This is a genomic window from Alphaproteobacteria bacterium, from assembly GCA_040218575.1.
Taxonomy (GTDB): Bacteria; Pseudomonadota; Alphaproteobacteria; order JAVJRE01; family JAVJRE01; genus JAVJRE01.
The window spans coordinates 189477-207441 of the sequence record JAVJRE010000007.1; the positions used below are offsets into that span (position 1 = coordinate 189477).

Below are 17965 nucleotides of genomic sequence, written 5' to 3' on the forward strand. Positions count from 1 at the left end.
CAGGAAGGCGAGATCATGAGCATTGCAGAAGATCAGGTGCCGTCAGGCGCCGGGAGCAACCAGCCGAAGCGCAACACCAGCCTTCTCGGCCAGAGCTTCATGTTTCCGCCCGAGGTCATCGACGATATTCATATCAAGTCGGAACTCGGTCGTTACCGCATGCGCGGGTTCTCTCTGTTCAAAAAAATCCCGACGTGGGACGACCTGACATTCCTGCCAGGCACACTGACCCGCTTCGTGATCGAGGGCTATCGCGAGAAGTGCGAAACCAAGACGGTCATCGGCCCGAAGGCCAAGCGGCCGCTGGTCCTGGATGTCCCGGTCTATGTGACGGGCATGAGCTTCGGCGCCCTCTCGTTCGAGGCCAAGACGGCCCTCGCGCGTGGCGCCACCATGGCCGGCACGGCGACCTGCTCCGGCGAGGGCGGCATGATCCCCGACGAGCGGCGGTATTCCTCCAAGTGGCTGTACCAGTGCATCCAGTCACGCTATGGCTTTAATCCGCATCACCTGCGGTTGGCCGACGCGGTCGAGTTCTTCATCGGCCAGGGCTGTAAGGTCGGCCTCGGCGGCCATCTGATGGGCCAGAAGGTGACCGACCAGGTCGCCGAAATGCGCTCTCTGCCAGCCGGCATTGACCAGCGTTCGCCGGCCCGTCATCCGGACTGGCTGGGACCGGACGATCTGGCTCTGAAGATCGAAGAAATCCGCGAAGCAACCAATGGCGAGATTCCGATCCAGCTCAAGCTGGGTTCGGCCCGCGTCTATGACGATGTTCGCATGGCCGCCAAGACCGGCCCGGACTCGATCTATATCGACGGCATGGAAGGCGGCACCGGCGCCGGTCCGCACCTGGCCACTGAGGAGACCGGTGTGCCGGGCATCGCGGCCATTCGTCAGGCCCGGCGCGCGCTTGAAGATGTCGGCAAGTCGGGTGAGATTTCGCTGGTCTATGCCGGCGGTATCCGCAACGGCGGCGACGTGGCCAAGGCCATTGCACTGGGTGCCGACGCGGTGGCCATCGGCCATTCGGTGATGATGGCCCTCAACTGCAACAAGGCTATTCCGGAAGCCGATTTCCAGAAGGAAATCGGTGTGGAGCCCGGCTACTGCTACCACTGCCATACGGGCCGTTGCCCGGTCGGCGTGGCGACGCAGGACCCGGCGCTGCGCGCCCGGCTTGACCCGGACGCAGCGGCGGAGCGGGTGTACAACTTCCTGCACACGCTGACCATCGAATGCCAGATGATGGCCCGCGCCTGCGGCAAGACCAACGTCCACAGCCTGGAGCCGGAAGATCTGGCGGCTCTCACCATGGAGGCTTCGGCCATGGCCATGGTGCCGCTGGCCGGCTCGCAGCACACGGTCGGCCGTCCCGACATGAAGCGCTTTTAGGGGAAGGGGAGACACATGGCTCTCAACAAAGTCACCGCCAAGACGGCCAACAAGGCCGGCGGCGAAAGCGAAGACATCGATCACTTCCTGAAAACGGAAGGCCTCGATTCCAATCGCGAGAAGGAAATCGGCCAGCACATCGGCTATCGCTACGATGTGAACCTGGTGCCTGACTATGACCGGCTGACGCCGTTCCTCAAGACCTACATGGAAACCATGGGCTGGGACGACCTCAACTGGCTCGAAGACGTGCACATGGGCTATGAGGAACACCGGGCCGCGGTCTTTGATCGCAACATCAACGGCTGGGTGACGGTCCCCGAAGACATGGAGCTGCCGAACAATCAGCAGGACCGCGACATGATCGCACGTGAGCTGTTGATCAAGTTCCAGATGTCCAAGCGTCATCCGATGGTTGATCTGCGCAAGGCCTACGCCAAGTTCGACTAGACCGGTCAGACCATCCGGGTGCGGGCTGCCCGCACCGCCGGAATAACGAACGGGCGACCCGCAAGGGCCGCCCGTTTCGCTTTTTGCGCGGCGGAATTACTCAGCAGGCGGTCAGGACGCCTCGGCCTGGCTGCGGCTCCACTCCGGCTGGAAGGCGACCACCTGCACGCCCTTAGGCAGGCGCGGGTTGAACAGCACATTGTGCCAGTGGGTCAGTTGGAACAGAGGCTCGCTACGGCCCAGCCGGCGGGTGCGGCAGGGAATGCGGAAGCGCTGGCTGAACTGCTCAAAGGTCAGGACACAGCGGCCGGCGGTGGCCAGGGCATGAGCGGTCGGCGAAGCATCGCCGAACAGGGCCGTCAGGGTGTCGGAAAAGGTCTCCGGCCGCTGATAATACTCAGCCGAAAGATACTGCACGGCCTTGTTGTAGCGTTTCTCCGGATCCGCCGTCTGGCGGGCAAAAAACTGCAACTGAATGACGCTCTCGTCCGGTTCCTCGGGGTTGACCAGAACAGTGATGCGGTCCAGCGCCTGGTCCGAACCGGCTACCTCCAGGCGCGGCACCATGCCGGGGGACGGGCGGCCGCCATCCTGGCGCATGGCGATCTGCCGCAGCTTGCACTGCCATGCGAGAAAGCGCGCCCGCAGCGCCGTCGCGGCGGGTTCCATCTGAACGATATTATCCTGGCTCATGGGGCCTCGTAGCAGCAACAACACATGCGGGTATTGATCCGGCCAAGCTAGGCCGGTGACATGGCCGGGACAAGGTGACGGATTGTCCACCGGCCGGCGGTCGCCGGACGCGGGGCGGGGCTGCCGGCGCACCGGACAGCGTTGGCGGCGCGGGACGGCTTGTCCGGGGGCCGGGGCATGGTCTAATTTCCAGTGTTTCTGCGCGGCTTTCCATGCCCTTGCGCCAATGCAGGCCGCCATTGCGGATATGACCCGGGGCCAGACCCCGGCAGGAGACTTCCCCCATGGCGATCCTTGAAGTCTCCCATCTGAGCAAGCGGTTTGGCGGTCTGACCGCCATAGATGATTTGTCGTTCAGCGTCGAAGCCGGCGAAATCCGTGGCCTGATCGGACCCAACGGGGCCGGCAAGACCACAACCTTCAATGTGCTGAGCGGGTTCTATTCGCCGACCGCCGGCCGCATCGTCTATGACGGCCGTGATGTGGCGGGAATGAAGTCCAGCCGTATCGCCGAGCTGGGGCTGGTCCGCACCTTTCAGGCGACCACCGTGTTCCAGGAGATGACCGTTCTCGACAACATTCTGGTGGGCCGCCACATCGCCGCCCGCAGCAATGTGCTGAGCGCCGTCCTTGGGCTGGACCATGCGCGGCAGAAGCGGGCGCGCGACGAGGCCCTGGAGGTTCTGGAATTCATCGGTCTGGCCGAGCGCGAAACGGAGCTGGCCGCCAATCTGCCGCATGGCCTGCAGAAAGCTCTGGGCATGGCTGTGGCCCTTGCCGCCAGGCCCAAGCTCCTGCTGCTGGACGAACCCTTTGCCGGAATGAACCCGGAGGAAACCCAGGTCATGATGGGGCTGGTCCGCAAAGTGCGCGACGGCGGCGTCACCATGCTGCTGGTCGAGCACGATATGCAGGCGGTGATGGGCTTGTGTGATCTGATCACGGTGCTCAATTTCGGCCGCCTTCTGACCGAAGGCAAACCAGACGCCATCCGCAACCACCCCCAGGTCATCGAAGCCTATCTGGGGAGTGCGGCCTGACATGCTGTTCGAGGTCGAAGATCTGATCGTCAATTACGGCAAGGTGCCGGCGGTAAAGGGCATATCGCTCAAGCTGGCGGCGGGCCAGATCATCACCCTGATCGGCGCCAACGGGGCCGGCAAGAGCACCACTCTACGGTCCATCTCCGGCCTGGTGAAAGCGGCTGCCGGCGACATCCGCTTCGACGGCCACAGCATCGCCAATATGGCGCCGGAGAAGATTGTCGGGCTGGGCATCGCCCATGTGCCGGAAGGCCGCCGCATCTTCCCCAGCCTCAGCGTTCTGGAGAACCTGCAGACGGGCGCTTTTCTGCGGCGCGACAAACGCAAGGTGGCAGAGGACCTGCAAGCGGTGTTCGGTTATTTTCCGCGCCTGCAGGAGCGGCAGAGCCAGAAGGGCAAGACCCTGTCCGGCGGCGAGCAACAGATGCTGGCCATTGGCCGCGCCCTGATGAGCGACCCGAAGCTGCTGCTGCTGGACGAACCGTCGCTTGGCCTGTCGCCGGTGATGATGCAGGAAATCGGCCGTATCGTGCAGGAGATCAACAGCCGCGGCGTACCGGTCATCCTGGTGGAGCAGAACGCCGAAATGGCGCTACGCCTGGCCAACTATGGCTATGTGCTGGAGACCGGTCGGGTGACCCTTGAAGGCGAGACAGCTATGTTGCGGGCGCACGACCATGTGCGGGCAGCCTATCTCGGCGGCTAGACGGCCTATCGTGACACCTGAACAACCGGCCGGCGGCGATCCCTGGGAGGCAGCCGCTAGTGCGGCCCATGACGCATGGCGGGCCGGCGAGGACAGCGAGCATCTATGGCGCGCCGCGCTTGGCTTGTGCGAATCCCAGGATGAGGGCGATCCGCGCCGGGCCACGGCCCTGAGCGGCCTGGCCCATGCCCTGGCCGCCCATGGTCGGGGCAGCAGCGGCAATGACGATCAGACGCGGGACACTCTGGACCAGGCCATCGCGGCATGGGACGCGGCGGATGGATGGGCCGGCCGCATCACCAGCCGCATCACCGCCCGCAGCTCGCTGTTTCACTTGCGCCTGCGGACCAAGACCCCCGACGCCTTTGCCGGCCAGGAGCAATTGCGCCATGGCCGCGCGGTGGGTGGCGGCCGGGCCGCGACCCTCAATCTACAGGCCCTTTTCCTGGCCCGTGCCGGCGACCGCAGCGCGGCCGAAGGCCTGCTGCGGCAGGCGCTCGACCTGCGACGAGGCTGGGGCGGCTGGCGAGAAGGTGGCGTGGCGGTCCTGGCACGCAACCTGGCGGGCACTCTGGATAGTGAGAAAAACAGACAGGAAATCAATGAGTTGATTTCCATGGCTGAGAAGATAGATAAAGATGCGCTGACCATGGGTACGGGGCGCTGGCAAGCCGTCGCCAGCCGCTTTACCGGTAGCGAGCGTCACCTGGAAGCGGCGGTCACCCTGGCCCCTGTCCGCGACTGGCGGTGACCGGGCGGAGGGGTCGCCGGAGCGGATTATTCCGCCGTGCGGACGTCCATCCCCGGCGGCGGACGCCGTGACCCCAGCCAGCCACGGATCTTGCCGGGCAGGCTTTCCAGCCCCTGTGGCAGGAACATCACCGCAAGGATCAGGATGATACCGAAAATGGCCGGCCGCCACTCCGGCGGCAGATCGATATAAAGACGCAGCACCTGATCAACCACGGTCAGAGCAATCAAGCCGATGATGGGCCCCCAGAACGTGCGCGTACCGCCCACAATGACCCACACCAGCACCAGCAACATGGCATGGATGCTGAAGATTCTGGGATTGATCGTGCTCAGATTGTGGGCGAAGAGGGCGCCGGCGATGCCCGCGAAGAAGGATGCCAGAACCAGCGCCAGGGTGCGATAGCGCCACAGATTGACGCCAACCGACTCGGCCAGCAGATCCTTCCAGTGAATGGCGTTGAGGGTCAGGCCGATGCGCGACCTCTCAATGCGATACATGAGGAACAGGGCAACGGCGGTCACAGCCGTGATCATGAAATAGGCATTGATCGGGTCGAAGAAATCAAGGCGGCCGAGCCCCGGCAGAGTGAGATCGAAGCCGGGAATGAGGGAAATGCCGCGAGTGCCACCAAAGGGATCACGAAAGCGGATCCACGACAGGCGGATGGCCTCACCGGCGGCAAAGCTGCCGATCAGGAAATAAAAGCCCTTCATGCGGAACAGCGGGAAGGCGAGGATCAAGGCGACAAGCGCCGCCACCAGTCCGCCCAGAGGAATTGACAGCCACAGGGGAATGCCAAGCTGCTTGGCGGCCAGGGCGCTGGCATAGGCGCCGACCCCCATGATGACCACGTGGGCGAGGGAGAACTCTCCGGTCATGGCCAGCAACCGGTAGCTGACCACGACAATGGCGAAGATCATCATGGTCACCAGCGTACCGACCATGGAATCGCCGCCGATGAGCTGCGCCCCATAGGGAGCGAGCAGCACGGCCACGGCAATCGCCAGGGACAGGGGCAGGTGGCGCAGAGCCATGACCTCAGACCTTCTCCACGGTGCCCATGATACCGGTCGGCTTGATCACCAGGACGACCATCATGATGACCAGCCCCAAAATCGTCGCCAGCGTTCCGTCATAGAGCGTCGTGACGAAGGTGTGGAAAAAGCTGAACAGGACGGCGGCCAGCACGGCGCCCTCCAGGCTGCCGATACCGCCAACGATGATGACAATGAAGGCCGTAATGATGGCCTGGCCGCCCATGTTGGGATCGACCCGCACCAGCGGCGACATGAACGCACCGGCGGCGCCGGCCAGGCCGGCGCCGATGGCCATGGCGAGAAGGGAGAAGCGGTTTATGCCGATGCCCTGCAGCGACGCCGCCTCCATGTCCTGGGCCACCGCCCGCATGGCCCAGCCGATCCGGGTGCGATAGAGGAACAGCCACAACGCCCCCAACAGGACAATGGCCGCGACAACCACCAGCAACCGCTGGGCCGAGACACTCACCGCCTCGTTGCCAAACAGGGTGATCGCGCCCTGATAGGGCGAGGGGACGTGCTTCATCAGGCCGACTCCGCCCCATTCCACGGCGACCACCTGCAGCACGAACAGCAGGCCGACACTGATGATGAGGCCGCCCAGGGGATTGCCCCGCATGGGTCGGAACAGAGTTCGCTCCATGACCATGCCGAATCCGGCAATGGCCAGGATGGCAATCAGAACAGCGATGGGGAAGGCCCAGCCATTCTCTCCATAAAGGTACCAGACCACATAGGCGCCCAGCATATACAGCTCGCCATGAGCGAAGTTGATGACCCCCATGACGCCAAAGATAAGAACCAGGCCAACTGCCAGCAGGGCGGCGAAACTGGCCGCCCACAAGGCGTTGATGGTCGTCTGCATCAGCAGATCGGCAGTGATTTCGACGCCAAACACCCTGACCCCACTCCCCATGATAGCCGGGCACGACCCTCGGTCACGGCGCCCGGGCGGCGTGGCACAACTGCGCTTTGTTCTACCGCCTCACGCGGGCAGCAGGAACCCGGTCCGCGGGCTTATCCCCGGCACTATATGGCGACAAAAAAACAGGGAGCGCCACCACCGGTGACGCTCCCTGAACCAATGCGGGCCCCTGAACCAATGCCGGACCACATCGTGACGGCAGTTCGGCAGATCGGGCGGAACCCTCGCGGCCCTAGGCCCGCTGATCCCACATCTCGCCATAGGCGCGATAGGTCTCGATGAAGGTCTCCTTGTGGGCGTCCCACCAGGCCGGAATGCTCTTGAACTCGGCAATCCGGGCGCGGCCTTCGCTGTTCATCACCACCACCGGCCAGTCTCCGACCAGCGCGTTGTTGATACCGAACAGCTCTTCGCCCCACCACACGGCCGGGCCGAAGGCATGCTGACCCGTGGGCGAAGCCTTCATGGCCTGCAGGACCGGACCGGGCTCCACCGAGCCGGCGGCCTTTGCCGCGTCCACCCACAGCGACATGATCGAGGCATACTCCCACGACACCGCCGACCAGGTGTTCGGGAAACGCTCCTGATAGGTGTTCCAGAACTTCTGGGAGTCGGTGAACGTGACGCGGCCTTCCAGCGCCGGATCGTCGAAGTCGGGGAACTGGAAGATGGTGCCCTCGACGAACTCGACGCTCGTCTTCTCGATCACCTGCGGATAGTTGTCGAAGGTGCAGGAGATGATCTTGCCGCCAAAGCCCTGCAAAAAGGCCTGTTCCATCAACAGGTTGACGAAATCCGCATAGGCCGTATCTAGGCACAGCACATCCGGATTGGAGGCCAGCATGCGGGTCATGATGGGGGCGAAATCGGTGGTGGCGGGATCGAAGAAGATCTCGTCCACCATCTCCATGCCATGGACCTTGAAGGCCGCCTGGTAGGTGGCGACCGACGGCCGACCCAGCGAATCTTCCTGGGCGCAGATGGCGACCCGCTTGGCGTCGGGGAAGTTCTCGGCCAGCCACTGGACACCCGTCACATTGTAGATCGGGTGCACTTCAGTCGGCGCAATCAGGCTCGGCGTATCAGGCGACAAATCGCTCGGCAGCAGGGTCGACACCAACATGCCATTGGCATTGGCGAAGGGCTGCACCGCCGGCCAGGTGTCGCCACCCAGCATCATGATGAACTTGACCTCATCCTCAAGCACCAGCTTGCGGGCGCCGGCCAGAGCGCGGTCCGGCGAGTATTCGTTGTCATAGGGAACAAACTCGACGGTGTAGGTGTCGCCGCCGATTTCGATACCGCCAGCGGCGTTAACCTCGTCGGCCCAGATGTTGCAGCCGTTGAGGCCCGGCAGGCCCCAGGCCGCCACTTCGCCCGTCAGGGGCGCCAGGAAGCCGATCTTGAGCACCTTATCCGCCGCCGCTGCTGGGCGAGGCAGGCTGGCGCCGGCGATCGTGAGACCCGCAGCGCCGGCGGCGCTGGACTGAAGCAACCTTCGGCGTGTCAGTGCCGTCATGGACATGTCCCCTTCTGGTAGCGTCTGTAGTGTCGGAATTGAAACTCGGGCTTGAACGTTGGACTGAAAGGCGTTGAACGGAACCCGACAGGGGCGATGGATCCTCGGGCCGGATTTACCATCGGACACACCGGATATCCGGGGGACATCCGGGCCAGGCCGGCCGGGCATTGCCCCGGCGCAGCGAAAATCCCCGCCACCCCGGATCTGGCCCGTTCACCGGGTCGAGAGTAAGCGTCGGAGCCGGCCTGGAGTCAAGGAACTGTCACGGTCCGCAGCCTGGTTGCAGCCGGGACGCGACGCCGCCGGGCCCGTCGCGCAGCCGTGAACCGGCAGGATTTCGCTGGCTCTGCGACCGGTCGCCGCGGAAGCCGCGGGCCGCGACCCGGAACGGGGGCCCCGGCGCCGCCGCCAAGGGTTGCAACGGCGCGACCGCTTATGGAATTGTTCGCCCAGACAAGGACAGACGGGGCAGAAACTGCGCCGGCTGTGTTTGTGCACAACATCCGGGCGCCGGAGCAGAAGCAGTCATCATTCGCAGCAGGCGCATCCGCTGCCCGCCGCGACGCAGGGAGGGCCTTCAATGGCACGTGATCCGAAGTACGATATTCTCTTCGAGCCGATTCAGATCGGTCCGAAAACCCTGAAGAACCGCTTCTACCAGGTGCCGCACTGTATCGGCGCCGGATCGGAGAAGCCGGGCGGCCAGGCCGCCAATCGCGCCACGAAGGCTGAAGGCGGCTGGGGCGGTATCTGCACGGAATATTGCTCCATCCATCCGGAGTCAGACGATGTTCACCGCGTGTCGGCCCGTATCTGGGACGAGGGCGATGTCATCAATCTGGGCCACATGTGCGACGAGCTGCACAAGTACGGCGCGTTGGCCGGCATCGAGATGTGGTACGGCGGCGCCCACGCACCGGGTCTGGAAAGCCGCGCGGTGCCGCGTGGTCCCTCTCAGTCGGCGTCGGAGTTCGAGCATCTGACCTACTGCCGCGAGGCGGACGAAGACGACATTCATGATCTGATCGACATGTATGTGAAGGCGGCCAAGCGGGCCGAACGGGCCGGCTTTGACATCGTCTATGTCTATGGCGCACACAGCTATCTGCCGCTTCAGTTCCTCTCGCCGTTCTACAACAAGCGCACCGACAAATATGGCGGCAGCTTTGAGAACCGGGCCCGTTTCTGGACCGAAACCCTGGCCGCCGTGCGTAAGGCGGTTGGCGACAAGTGCGCCATCGCCACCCGTTTCGCCATCGACACCCTCTATGGCCCGGACGGCGTTCAGGTGGGCGAGGACGGCCTCAAGTTCATCGAGCACATCACCAAGGAAGGCCTGGTGGACCTGTGGGACATCAACATCGGCGACATCGCCGAATGGGGTGAGGACGCCGGTCCGTCGCGCTTCTACAAGGCCAATCACCAGGCCCCGTGGCGTCGCGAAGTGAAGAGCATCGCCAAGGTTCCGGTTCTGGGCGTTGGCCGCATCACCAGCCCCGACGACATGGTCAACATCATCCGGTCGGGCGACATCGACATTATCGGCGCGGCCCGCCCGTCAATCGCCGACCCGTTCCTGCCGAAGAAGATCGAGGAAGGCCGGCCGGAAGACATTCGTGAGTGCATTGGCTGTAACGTCTGCATCTCGCGCTGGGAAATCGGCGGCCCGCCGATGATCTGCACCCAGAACGCCACGGCGATGGAAGAGTATCGCCGCGGCTGGCACCCGGAGAAGTTCGAGAAGGCGAAAGACCCGTGCGCCGTCCTGGTGGTCGGCGCGGGCCCGTCCGGCATGGAATGCGCCCGCGTTCTGGGCGAGCGCGGCTACGACGTCCATCTGGCCGAGGCCAGCGACGAGATCGGCGGCTCGGTCAAGAATGTTCAGCGCTATCCAGGCCTGTCCGAGTGGGGCCGGGTGATCACCTATCGCCAGATCCAGCTCAACAAGATGCGCAACGTGGAAGTCCACACCGGCGTCGGTCAGATGAGCGCCGACGATGTGCTGAAATACGGTGCCGACAAGGTCGTCGTGGCGGTCGGTTCCCACTGGAACACCGACGGCTTCTGCGCCGCCGTCATGGCGCCCCTGGAAGGCGCCGATGCCGCCCAGCCGCACATCCTGACACCGGAACAGGTGATGGATGGCAAGGCCGTGGGCGACAAGGTGGTCATTCTGGACGGTGACGGCTATTTCACCGGCATCTGCATGGCCGAAATGATGGTCGATCAAGGCAAGGACGTGACCATCGTCACGCCGCTTGGTGCGGTGGCCCCTTATACCGAGTTCACGCTGGAAGCCCCCAATCTGCATCGCATGATGCACGAGAAGGGGATCAAGAGCATGACCGGGACATGGGTCAACCAGGTCAAGAAGGGTGAGGTGCAGGTCTACAACATGTACGCTGACGGCTTTCAGCGGACGACCGAGCCGAAGACCGGCGAATTGCCCCGCCGCAAGAGCAACCACTTCGAAACCTTGCAGGCCGATTCGGTCATCCTGGTCACGGGTCGTCGCTCTAACAGCGGGCTGTTCACCGAGCTGAAGTCCCGCCGCAGCGAGTGGGAGAAGGAAGGCATTCAGGCGATCTATCATATCGGCGACTGCTATGCGCCGCGTCTGATTGCCGACTGTGTCTTTGACGGCCATCGGCTGGCCCGTGAGTTCGAGTCGCCGAACCCGCAATATCCCCTGCCGTTCATTCGCGAGCGTCAGGTGTGGGGCCATGAGACCTTCCCCAAGCTGGGCGATCCCCACCCGTAGCCGGCGCCTCCGGCTTCAGGGTTTCGCAAGGCGAAACTGACGTCTGTTGCGCCCCGGTCCTTCATTGGGCCGGGGCGTAGCGCTTTTCCGGCGCCGTGCGTTGCATGGGCCCGGCAAGGAAGGCCCCCAACAAGGGTGTGCCACATTCGGGTGATACGCTTTCGAGCAGCCCACTTTCAAGCAACTGGGACGACTGACCGGAACGCATGGTCGAGACTCGCGAACTCTTCTGGAATATCGGCGGCCCTGGCGTCCTGCTGTTCTACGGCTTCGCCATCCCGGCCATGGCTCTATTCGCGTGGGGCTTCGTCCGCCATGTGGTGAAGTACCGTCGCGGCGGGCCGGCCCGCATACCGGTGCGCCTCAGCGATGGCGTGCGGCACATGCTGTCCGACGTGTTCTCCCAGCGCACCATCGCCCGTCGCGACAGTTTCGCCGGCCACACCCACAGCATTATCTTCTACGGTTTCGTGCTGCTGTTCATCGGCACGTCCACCATCACGCTTGATTACGACATCATCGAACCGCTTACCGGCGTCAGCTTCTGGCAGGGCTGGTTCTACAAAGGCTTCAGCCTGGTGATGGATGTCGCCGGAGTCGGGCTGATCGTCGGCGTCGTGCTGATGATGATCCGGCGCGGCGCCTTCCGCCTGCCGAAACTGGTCTATGTCCGCTCTTACCGCGGTGAGAGCGAAGCCCGGCCCTCAGCCCGTGCCTGGATCAACGAGGACTGGTTGTTTCTCTGGGTCCTGCTGATCATCGCCATCACCGGCTTCCTGCTGGAAGGCGTACGCATCGTCATGGATCGCCCGCCGTTCGAGGTGTGGTCGGTGGTCGGCTGGCAGTTGGCCAACCTGTTCGAGCTGTTCGGTATGACCAAGGCCGTGGCGGCGGATATCCGCGCCGCAAGCTGGTGGTTCCACGGACTGCTGGCCCTGGCTTTCATCGGCGCCATTCCCTGGAACAAGGCCAAGCATATCATTTCGGTCATGGGGTCCCTGGCCAGTCGCGACCGCCTGGCCGGCAAGCGGTTGGCGCGCATCCCCGAGGAGACCGAAGAGGTCGGCATCCGCGCCCTGTCCGGCTTCTCATGGAAGGACATGCTGAACTTCGACGCCTGCACCAAATGCGGGCGTTGCCATGACGCTTGTCCGGCCCGCACCGTCGGCTATCCCCTGAGCCCGCGCGATCTGATCCTGGATCTGCGTCTGGCCAATGACCGGGCGCAGGGCCGGGATCTCGAGGCGGTGGACCTGGTCGGCGATATTATCGATGAGGAGACCCTGTGGGCCTGCCGCACATGCAATGCCTGTGTGGAAATCTGCCCGGTCGGCATCGAACACATGCCGATCATCGTCGAGATGCGCCGGGCCCTGGTCGATCAGGACCGCATGGACCCGCTGCTCCGCACGACTCTGGCGACCATCTCCAACACCGGCAACAGCTTTGGCGAGAACTCTCGCCGGCGCGGCGGCTGGACGCAGGCCCTGGACTTTCCGGTCAAGGACATTCGCCAGGAGGCGGCGGAGCACCTGTGGTTCGTCGGTGACTATGCTTCTTTCGACCCGCGCAATCAGCAGGTCAGCCAGACCGTGGCCAAGCTGCTACGGCTGGCCGATGTGGATTATGGCATCCTCTACGATTCCGAACGCACGGCCGGCAATGACGTGCGGCGGGTCGGCGAAGAGGGGCTGTTTGAATCCCTGGTGGAGCACAATACCGGGCAAATGGCCGACGCCAGTTTCGGCTCCATCATCACCACCGATCCGCACAGCTACAACACCATCCGCAACGAGTATCCCGACTTCGCTCCGGTCAAGGAGATCCGTCACTATTCACAAGTGCTGGCGCAACTTCTGCGCGATGGCAGGCTGAAGGTCACCAAGCCGCTGGGGCTGCGGGTCACCCTCCATGATCCATGCCATCTGGGCCGCTTTAACGGCCAGACCGCGCCGCCGCGCGATGTCCTGGCAATGATAGGATGTGAGCTTGTGGAAATGCCGCGTCATGGCGACAATTCCTTCTGTTGCGGGGCCGGCGGCGGGCGCATTTGGATACCGGACAAGCCTGGGGTAGAAAAGCCGTCCGAGAACCGGATGCATGAAGCAGCCGCCCTGAACGTGGACACGTTCGTTGTGTGCTGTCCCAAGGATCTGACGATGTTTGAAGACGCCCGCAAGACCAGCGGGCACGAGGGAGATTTGGTGGTGGCTGACCTTGCAGAACTTGTGGCGCAGGCGATCCAGCTGGACAAGCTGAACGTCAAGGACGCGCCAAGGCTGGTGGACCAGATTGTCGAGGCGGCAGCCGAGCAGATTGCCGAGCGGGCGGTGGAGCGCTTCGCCGCCAAGCTGGAAGAGCGCATGCCCTCGATTGCCGCGGGCGCCGCCGCCGCGACAGCGGCGACCATGGCCGGCCATATGGCCGGCGTCGCACCAGCCGCGGTGAGCACACCGCCGGCGGCGGCAATGGCCCCACCCGCCACTGCGAAACCGCCGGCTGCGGCCGCTGCCGTGGCGGCCGATCCTGTCGAAACGACCGATCCTGCCGTCGCGGCGTCTGCGGAATCTCCCGTTGCCACCGAAACCCCGGCGGCGCAGACGGCGGAACAGACAGCCGTCCCGGCGGAATCCACGCCATCCGCAAGCACCGGGGCGACTTCGGCGGCAACCGCACTGACGCCGATTGACGACATTCCGTGGAAAGCGGAACCCCTGACGGCCATTGACCTGCCGTCCTATGAGGTGCCGGCCAAGGACGGCCCGCGCATCATGGTGGCGGTCAAGCATGTGGCGCAGTTGGGCGACGAGTTCGCTTTCCGTGAGGACAGCCGTGATGTCCAGTCGGACTATTTCGATTTCGTCCTGAATGAATGGGACGATGCGGCGTTGGAACACGCGCTACGCCTGGTTGAGGCCGCCGGTTCGGGCGAAGTGGTGGCGGTGACCATCGGCGCGGACGGGGCGGAGGAAAGCCTCCGCCGCATTCTGGCCAAGGGCGCCCACCGCGGCGTCCGCGTCTGGGCCGACGGGCTGGACACCGCCGATCCCGTGACCATCGCCCGTATCCTGGCCGGTGTCGTTCAGCATGAGCAGCCGGACCTGATTCTGACCGGCGCCCAGTCCGGCGAGCACGCCCATGGCGCCACCGGCACGGCGCTGGCCCGTATTCTGGGGCTGCCGCACCTGGCCATCGCGGTGGAAATCGAATGGTCCGGCAGTGGCCCGGCCAAGGTCACCCGCGAGTTGGAAGGCGGCTTGCGCCACACGGTGACCATGCCGACGCCGGCCCTGGTCTCGATCCAGACCGGCATCACCCCGCGCTATGCCACGCTGCGCATGATCAAACAGGCACGCCAGAAGCCCCTGGAAGTCGTGGACGGGTCCGCCGCGGTAGGCGCCACCGGCGGCTTTGAAGTCCGCCGCATGTACACGCCGCCCAAGGGCAAGGGTGCGGAGATGATCTCCGGGTCGGCCGAAGACGTGGCGGCCAAGCTGGCCGAGGTCATCCGCAACTTCAAGGGAGCCTAGGTCATGTCCGGAATTCTCCTGGTGGCCGATCACGCCAATGGCAAGCTGGCGGATATTTCGGCCGAAATGGTGGGCGCGGCGGCGCTGGTCAAGGATGGCATCGGCGGTCCGCTGACCGTCGTCGTCATCGCCAGGTCGCCAGGCGATTTCACCGCGGCACTGAATCTGCCGGGGGTCGATGAGATCGTGACGGTGGAAACCCCGGGCGAACATTTCGACCCGGCCATCACCGAAGAGGCCGTATGCCAGATCGCCATGACCATGCAGCCGCGGCTGATTCTGGCCGGCAACACCGTCAACGGCATGGCCTATGCGGCGGCGGTAGCGGCGCGCCTCGGCAGCGGCTTCGCCAGTGACTGCATCAGTCTGGCCGTGGAGGAGGGCGCCATTGTCGCCACACGCTCCGGCTATGGCGCCAAGGTGAATATGGATCTGGCTTTTCCCGGCCGGCCGGTGGTGACGCTGACCCTGCGCGGCGCCACTTTTATCGCGCCGGAAGGGGCGGGCCAGGCCACGGTCAGCGCCGCGGCGGTGGACCTGTCCCAGGTCGCCGGCATGATCGAGCATGTGGACTATACCGAAGCGCCGCCGGCCAATGTGGATATCGAAAAGGCCGAGTTCATCCTGTCCATCGGCCGCGGCATCGGCGACGAGAAGGCCGTGCCCCGTTTTCAGGCGCTGGCCGACAAGCTGGGGGCGACGCTTGGCTGTTCGCGGCCGGTGGCGGATTCCGGCTGGTTGCCCAAGCCCCACCAGGTAGGCCAGTCCGGCAAGGTGGCATCCAACTGCAAGCTGTATGTGGCGCTGGGCATTTCCGGCGCGGTGCAGCATCTGTTCGGCATGAAGCACATCGATACGGTCATCGCCGTCAACACCGACGCCGACGCCCCCATCTTCAGCGTCGCCAAGTACGGCGCCACTGTGGATTTGTTCGAGCTGGCGGACGCGCTCGAGCGACAGTTCAACTAGCGACGGCGGAACGTCGCAGCACTACACATCTGGGACAGATGAACAGGAGGGACGACAATAATGGCTAGCCCAAGACAATCAGCCCTGGCTGACCGCCATCGCGCGCTCGGCTCCGATCTCGGCGACTGGAACGGCATGGATGTGCCCTGGTCCTATAAACAGGACCCCAATCTGGAGCATCAGGCCGTACGGAACGCGGCCGGGTTGTTCGATGTTTCCGGTCTGAAGAAGGTGCACATTACCGGCCCCGACGCCCTGGCGGTGGCCAACCATGTATGCACCCGCGATATGACCAAGATTCCGCCGGGCCGCTCGGCCTATGCGGTAATTCTCAATGAGGAAGGCCGCATCACCGACGACTGCATCATGTTCCACATTGCGCCCAACGACCTGATGATGGTCCACGGCGGGGGCACCGGCATGGCGCGGCTGGAGGAATCGGCCAAGGGCAAGGACGTGGTTCTGAAGTTCGACGATGATCTGCATGACATATCGCTGCAGGGCCCCAAGGCGGTCGGCTTCCTTGATCAGCATTCGCCCGCCGACATGCGAAGCCTGCGGTATTTCAATCAGGTCTCGACGACCCTGTTCGACCGGCCGTGCATGATCTCCCGCACCGGTTATTCCGGCGAGCGAGGCTATGAAATCTTCGCCGGAGCTGAGCATATCGGACCGATCTGGGACGCCATCCTGGAGCAGGGCAAGTCCGAGGGGATCATTCCCTGTTCCTTCAACTGCATAGACATGATTCGTGTGGAGGCCGCGCTCCTGTTCTATCCCTACGATATGACGGAAGAGAACTCGCCCTGGGAAGTGGGGCTGGGATTCGCCGTCGCCAAAAAGAAGCAGGCCGACTTCCGCGGCAAGAAAGCGGTCATGGACCTCATCGGCAAGGACAAAATCAACACCTTCGGCATTGTCGTCGAGGGCGACGAGGCGGTACCAGCCGATGCCGAAGTTCTGCACGGCAATGAAGTGGTCGGCAAGGTCACCGCGCCGCTGTATTCCACGGTCATGAAACAGTCCATGGCCATGGTCCAGTTGCGGCCCGATCTGGCCAGGGAAGGGGTGGAGTTGAGCGTCCGTGGTGCCGACAAGACCTACACGGCGAAGACTCACACCCTGCCGTTCTACGATCCGACCAAGGCCAAGCGGACGGCGGTCGGCTGAGCCTGGCGCACGGGCATGAACACGGCGCGGTCCGGCGGCAACGCCGGGCCGTTGTCGTATCACAAGCACTTCAATGTGGAGGTTGCACCAATGAACGCCCATGATTTCAGCTTCACCGCCATAGACGGCGGAGAAATCAAACTCGGCGACTATGCCGGCAAGGCGGTCCTGGTGGTCAACACCGCGTCGGCCTGCGGCTATACACCGCAATATGCTGGCCTCCAGGCTCTGTGGCGGAAATACCGTGAACAGGGCCTGGTGGTGCTGGGGGTGCCGTCGAACGACTTCGGCGGCCAGGAGCCCGGCAGCGAAGCCGAGGTCCAGACCTTTTGCGAAACCAACTATGGGGTGGATTTTCCCCTGACCGCCAAAGTCGCGGTCAAGGGTGAGCAGGCCCATCCGTTCTACAAGGCCATTGCCAGGGATATCGGCGCCGCGGCATCGCCCCAGTGGAATTTCCACAAGATTCTCATCGGGCCGGATGGCGAGGTCGCCGAAGTGTTCGAATCCAAAGTGACGCCGGACTCAACCGACCTGACAGAAGCGATCGAGAGGTCGGTCGGCGGCCTATGATGTCACCTTCGCTTCTGCCTTCGCCGCCTTCCGGCCGGAAGGGTGCTGCACGTGGCGGTGGAGGGGCCGCAAATAGACAGTGTGCCGAAATGGCATTCACTCACTATGAACATGAAGCACTATCACCTACGCCCTTACTACGTAGTAGTTGTTCTCATGGCGTGGGCAATTCTCTCGTAGCAGATGGGCACAACGATTCAATGACGACTCAGATGTCCCTGCGCTTTCTTCATAGTGCCCACACTTATCACATGTTAGTTCAACACCATCGACATAACCGTAGTCCCCTTCGACTTCGCAGAAGGTGGTTGTCGTTGATACTTTAGACATTCGTTCCGCTCCACAGAACTACAACAAAGCTCTGGCCTAGCGTCGGATACCAAATCCTGTGAATATGGGATAGCCTGGCAAGGCTAATGATACTGACACGCCACACA

General features: G+C 63.6%; 14 protein-coding genes. 10 read left to right on the forward strand and 4 right to left on the reverse strand.

Features of this window, described 5'->3' with window-relative positions; translation table 11 throughout:
• Window positions 1-15 precede the first annotated feature (15 nt).
• A complete protein-coding gene (locus RIE31_10325; GenBank protein ID MEQ8640980.1) occupies window positions 16-1395 on the forward strand; it encodes an FMN-binding glutamate synthase family protein in 1380 nt (459 codons plus the stop codon).
• Window positions 1396-1410: 15 nt separating this feature from the next.
• Window positions 1411-1845: a hypothetical protein gene (locus tag RIE31_10330; protein ID MEQ8640981.1), complete on the forward strand. Its 435-nt coding sequence runs from the start codon at window positions 1411-1413 to the stop codon at window positions 1843-1845.
• A 111-nt stretch (window positions 1846-1956) separates the two neighbouring features.
• Here the strand turns inward: RIE31_10330 and RIE31_10335 are convergent, their stop codons facing one another.
• The gene (locus RIE31_10335) at window positions 1957-2538 is read right to left on the reverse strand and encodes a hypothetical protein (GenBank protein ID MEQ8640982.1); all 582 of its coding nucleotides are present in this window, start codon (window positions 2536-2538) and stop codon (window positions 1957-1959) included.
• A 284-nt stretch (window positions 2539-2822) separates the two neighbouring features.
• Here RIE31_10335 and RIE31_10340 point away from each other — a divergent pair, with 284 nt between their 5' ends.
• From RIE31_10340 to RIE31_10350, 3 genes are read left to right on the forward strand one after another with little or no spacing between them, the layout of a single operon-like run.
• Window positions 2823-3578, forward strand: coding sequence for an ABC transporter ATP-binding protein (locus tag RIE31_10340; protein MEQ8640983.1), 756 nt, complete (start codon window positions 2823-2825; stop codon window positions 3576-3578).
• A 1-nt stretch (window position 3579) separates the two neighbouring features.
• Window positions 3580-4287, forward strand: coding sequence for an ABC transporter ATP-binding protein (locus RIE31_10345; GenBank protein ID MEQ8640984.1), 708 nt, complete (start codon window positions 3580-3582; stop codon window positions 4285-4287).
• A gap of 10 nt (window positions 4288-4297) precedes the next feature.
• Complete coding sequence (locus RIE31_10350) at window positions 4298-5038, forward strand: hypothetical protein (GenBank protein ID MEQ8640985.1); 741 nt, start codon at window positions 4298-4300, stop codon at window positions 5036-5038.
• 26 nt (window positions 5039-5064) lie between these two features.
• On the opposite strand, the gene RIE31_10355 is transcribed toward RIE31_10350, so the two are convergent.
• From RIE31_10355 to RIE31_10365, 3 genes are all read right to left on the reverse strand, one after another.
• The gene (locus RIE31_10355; GenBank protein MEQ8640986.1) at window positions 5065-6075 is read right to left on the reverse strand and encodes a branched-chain amino acid ABC transporter permease; all 1011 of its coding nucleotides are present in this window, start codon (window positions 6073-6075) and stop codon (window positions 5065-5067) included.
• A 4-nt stretch (window positions 6076-6079) separates the two neighbouring features.
• Window positions 6080-6976 carry a branched-chain amino acid ABC transporter permease gene (locus RIE31_10360; GenBank protein MEQ8640987.1) on the reverse strand — a complete coding sequence of 299 codons (897 nt, stop codon included), beginning with the start codon at window positions 6974-6976 and terminating at the stop codon, window positions 6080-6082.
• 259 nt (window positions 6977-7235) lie between these two features.
• The gene (locus tag RIE31_10365; protein MEQ8640988.1) at window positions 7236-8522 is read right to left on the reverse strand and encodes an ABC transporter substrate-binding protein; all 1287 of its coding nucleotides are present in this window, start codon (window positions 8520-8522) and stop codon (window positions 7236-7238) included.
• A gap of 583 nt (window positions 8523-9105) precedes the next feature.
• On the opposite strand from RIE31_10365, the gene RIE31_10370 reads away from it, so the two are divergent.
• The 5 genes from RIE31_10370 (at window position 9106) to RIE31_10390 (ending at window position 17528) form a co-directional block, all read left to right on the forward strand.
• Window positions 9106-11286 (forward strand): FAD-dependent oxidoreductase, encoded by a 2181-nt coding sequence (locus RIE31_10370; GenBank protein MEQ8640989.1) that lies wholly within the window; start codon window positions 9106-9108, stop codon window positions 11284-11286.
• A gap of 206 nt (window positions 11287-11492) precedes the next feature.
• Window positions 11493-14816: a heterodisulfide reductase-related iron-sulfur binding cluster gene (locus RIE31_10375; GenBank protein MEQ8640990.1), complete on the forward strand. Its 3324-nt coding sequence runs from the start codon at window positions 11493-11495 to the stop codon at window positions 14814-14816.
• A gap of 3 nt (window positions 14817-14819) precedes the next feature.
• On the forward strand, window positions 14820-15785 hold the full coding sequence (locus RIE31_10380; protein MEQ8640991.1) for an electron transfer flavoprotein subunit alpha/FixB family protein: 966 nt from the start codon (window positions 14820-14822) through the stop codon (window positions 15783-15785).
• Between the two features lie 57 nt (window positions 15786-15842).
• Window positions 15843-16955 (forward strand): aminomethyltransferase family protein, encoded by a 1113-nt coding sequence (locus RIE31_10385; protein ID MEQ8640992.1) that lies wholly within the window; start codon window positions 15843-15845, stop codon window positions 16953-16955.
• Window positions 16956-16970: 15 nt separating this feature from the next.
• A complete protein-coding gene (locus tag RIE31_10390) occupies window positions 16971-17528 on the forward strand; it encodes a glutathione peroxidase (protein ID MEQ8640993.1) in 558 nt (185 codons plus the stop codon).
• Window positions 17529-17965 lie beyond the last annotated feature (437 nt).

Coding starts and splice junctions, on each gene's coding strand:
- RIE31_10370 (MEQ8640989.1), top strand. CDS start 9,106: ATGGCACGTGATCCGAAGTACGATATTCTCTTCGAGCCGATTCAGATC.
- RIE31_10335 (MEQ8640982.1), bottom strand. CDS start 2,538: ATGAGCCAGGATAATATCGTTCAGATGGAACCCGCCGCGACGGCGCTG.
- RIE31_10345 (MEQ8640984.1), top strand. CDS start 3,580: ATGCTGTTCGAGGTCGAAGATCTGATCGTCAATTACGGCAAGGTGCCG.
- RIE31_10355 (MEQ8640986.1), bottom strand. CDS start 6,075: ATGGCTCTGCGCCACCTGCCCCTGTCCCTGGCGATTGCCGTGGCCGTG.
- RIE31_10380 (MEQ8640991.1), top strand. CDS start 14,820: ATGTCCGGAATTCTCCTGGTGGCCGATCACGCCAATGGCAAGCTGGCG.
- RIE31_10330 (MEQ8640981.1), top strand. CDS start 1,411: ATGGCTCTCAACAAAGTCACCGCCAAGACGGCCAACAAGGCCGGCGGC.
- RIE31_10325 (MEQ8640980.1), top strand. CDS start 16: ATGAGCATTGCAGAAGATCAGGTGCCGTCAGGCGCCGGGAGCAACCAG.
- RIE31_10340 (MEQ8640983.1), top strand. CDS start 2,823: ATGGCGATCCTTGAAGTCTCCCATCTGAGCAAGCGGTTTGGCGGTCTG.
- RIE31_10365 (MEQ8640988.1), bottom strand. CDS start 8,522: ATGACGGCACTGACACGCCGAAGGTTGCTTCAGTCCAGCGCCGCCGGC.
- RIE31_10390 (MEQ8640993.1), top strand. CDS start 16,971: ATGAACACGGCGCGGTCCGGCGGCAACGCCGGGCCGTTGTCGTATCAC.
- RIE31_10375 (MEQ8640990.1), top strand. CDS start 11,493: ATGGTCGAGACTCGCGAACTCTTCTGGAATATCGGCGGCCCTGGCGTC.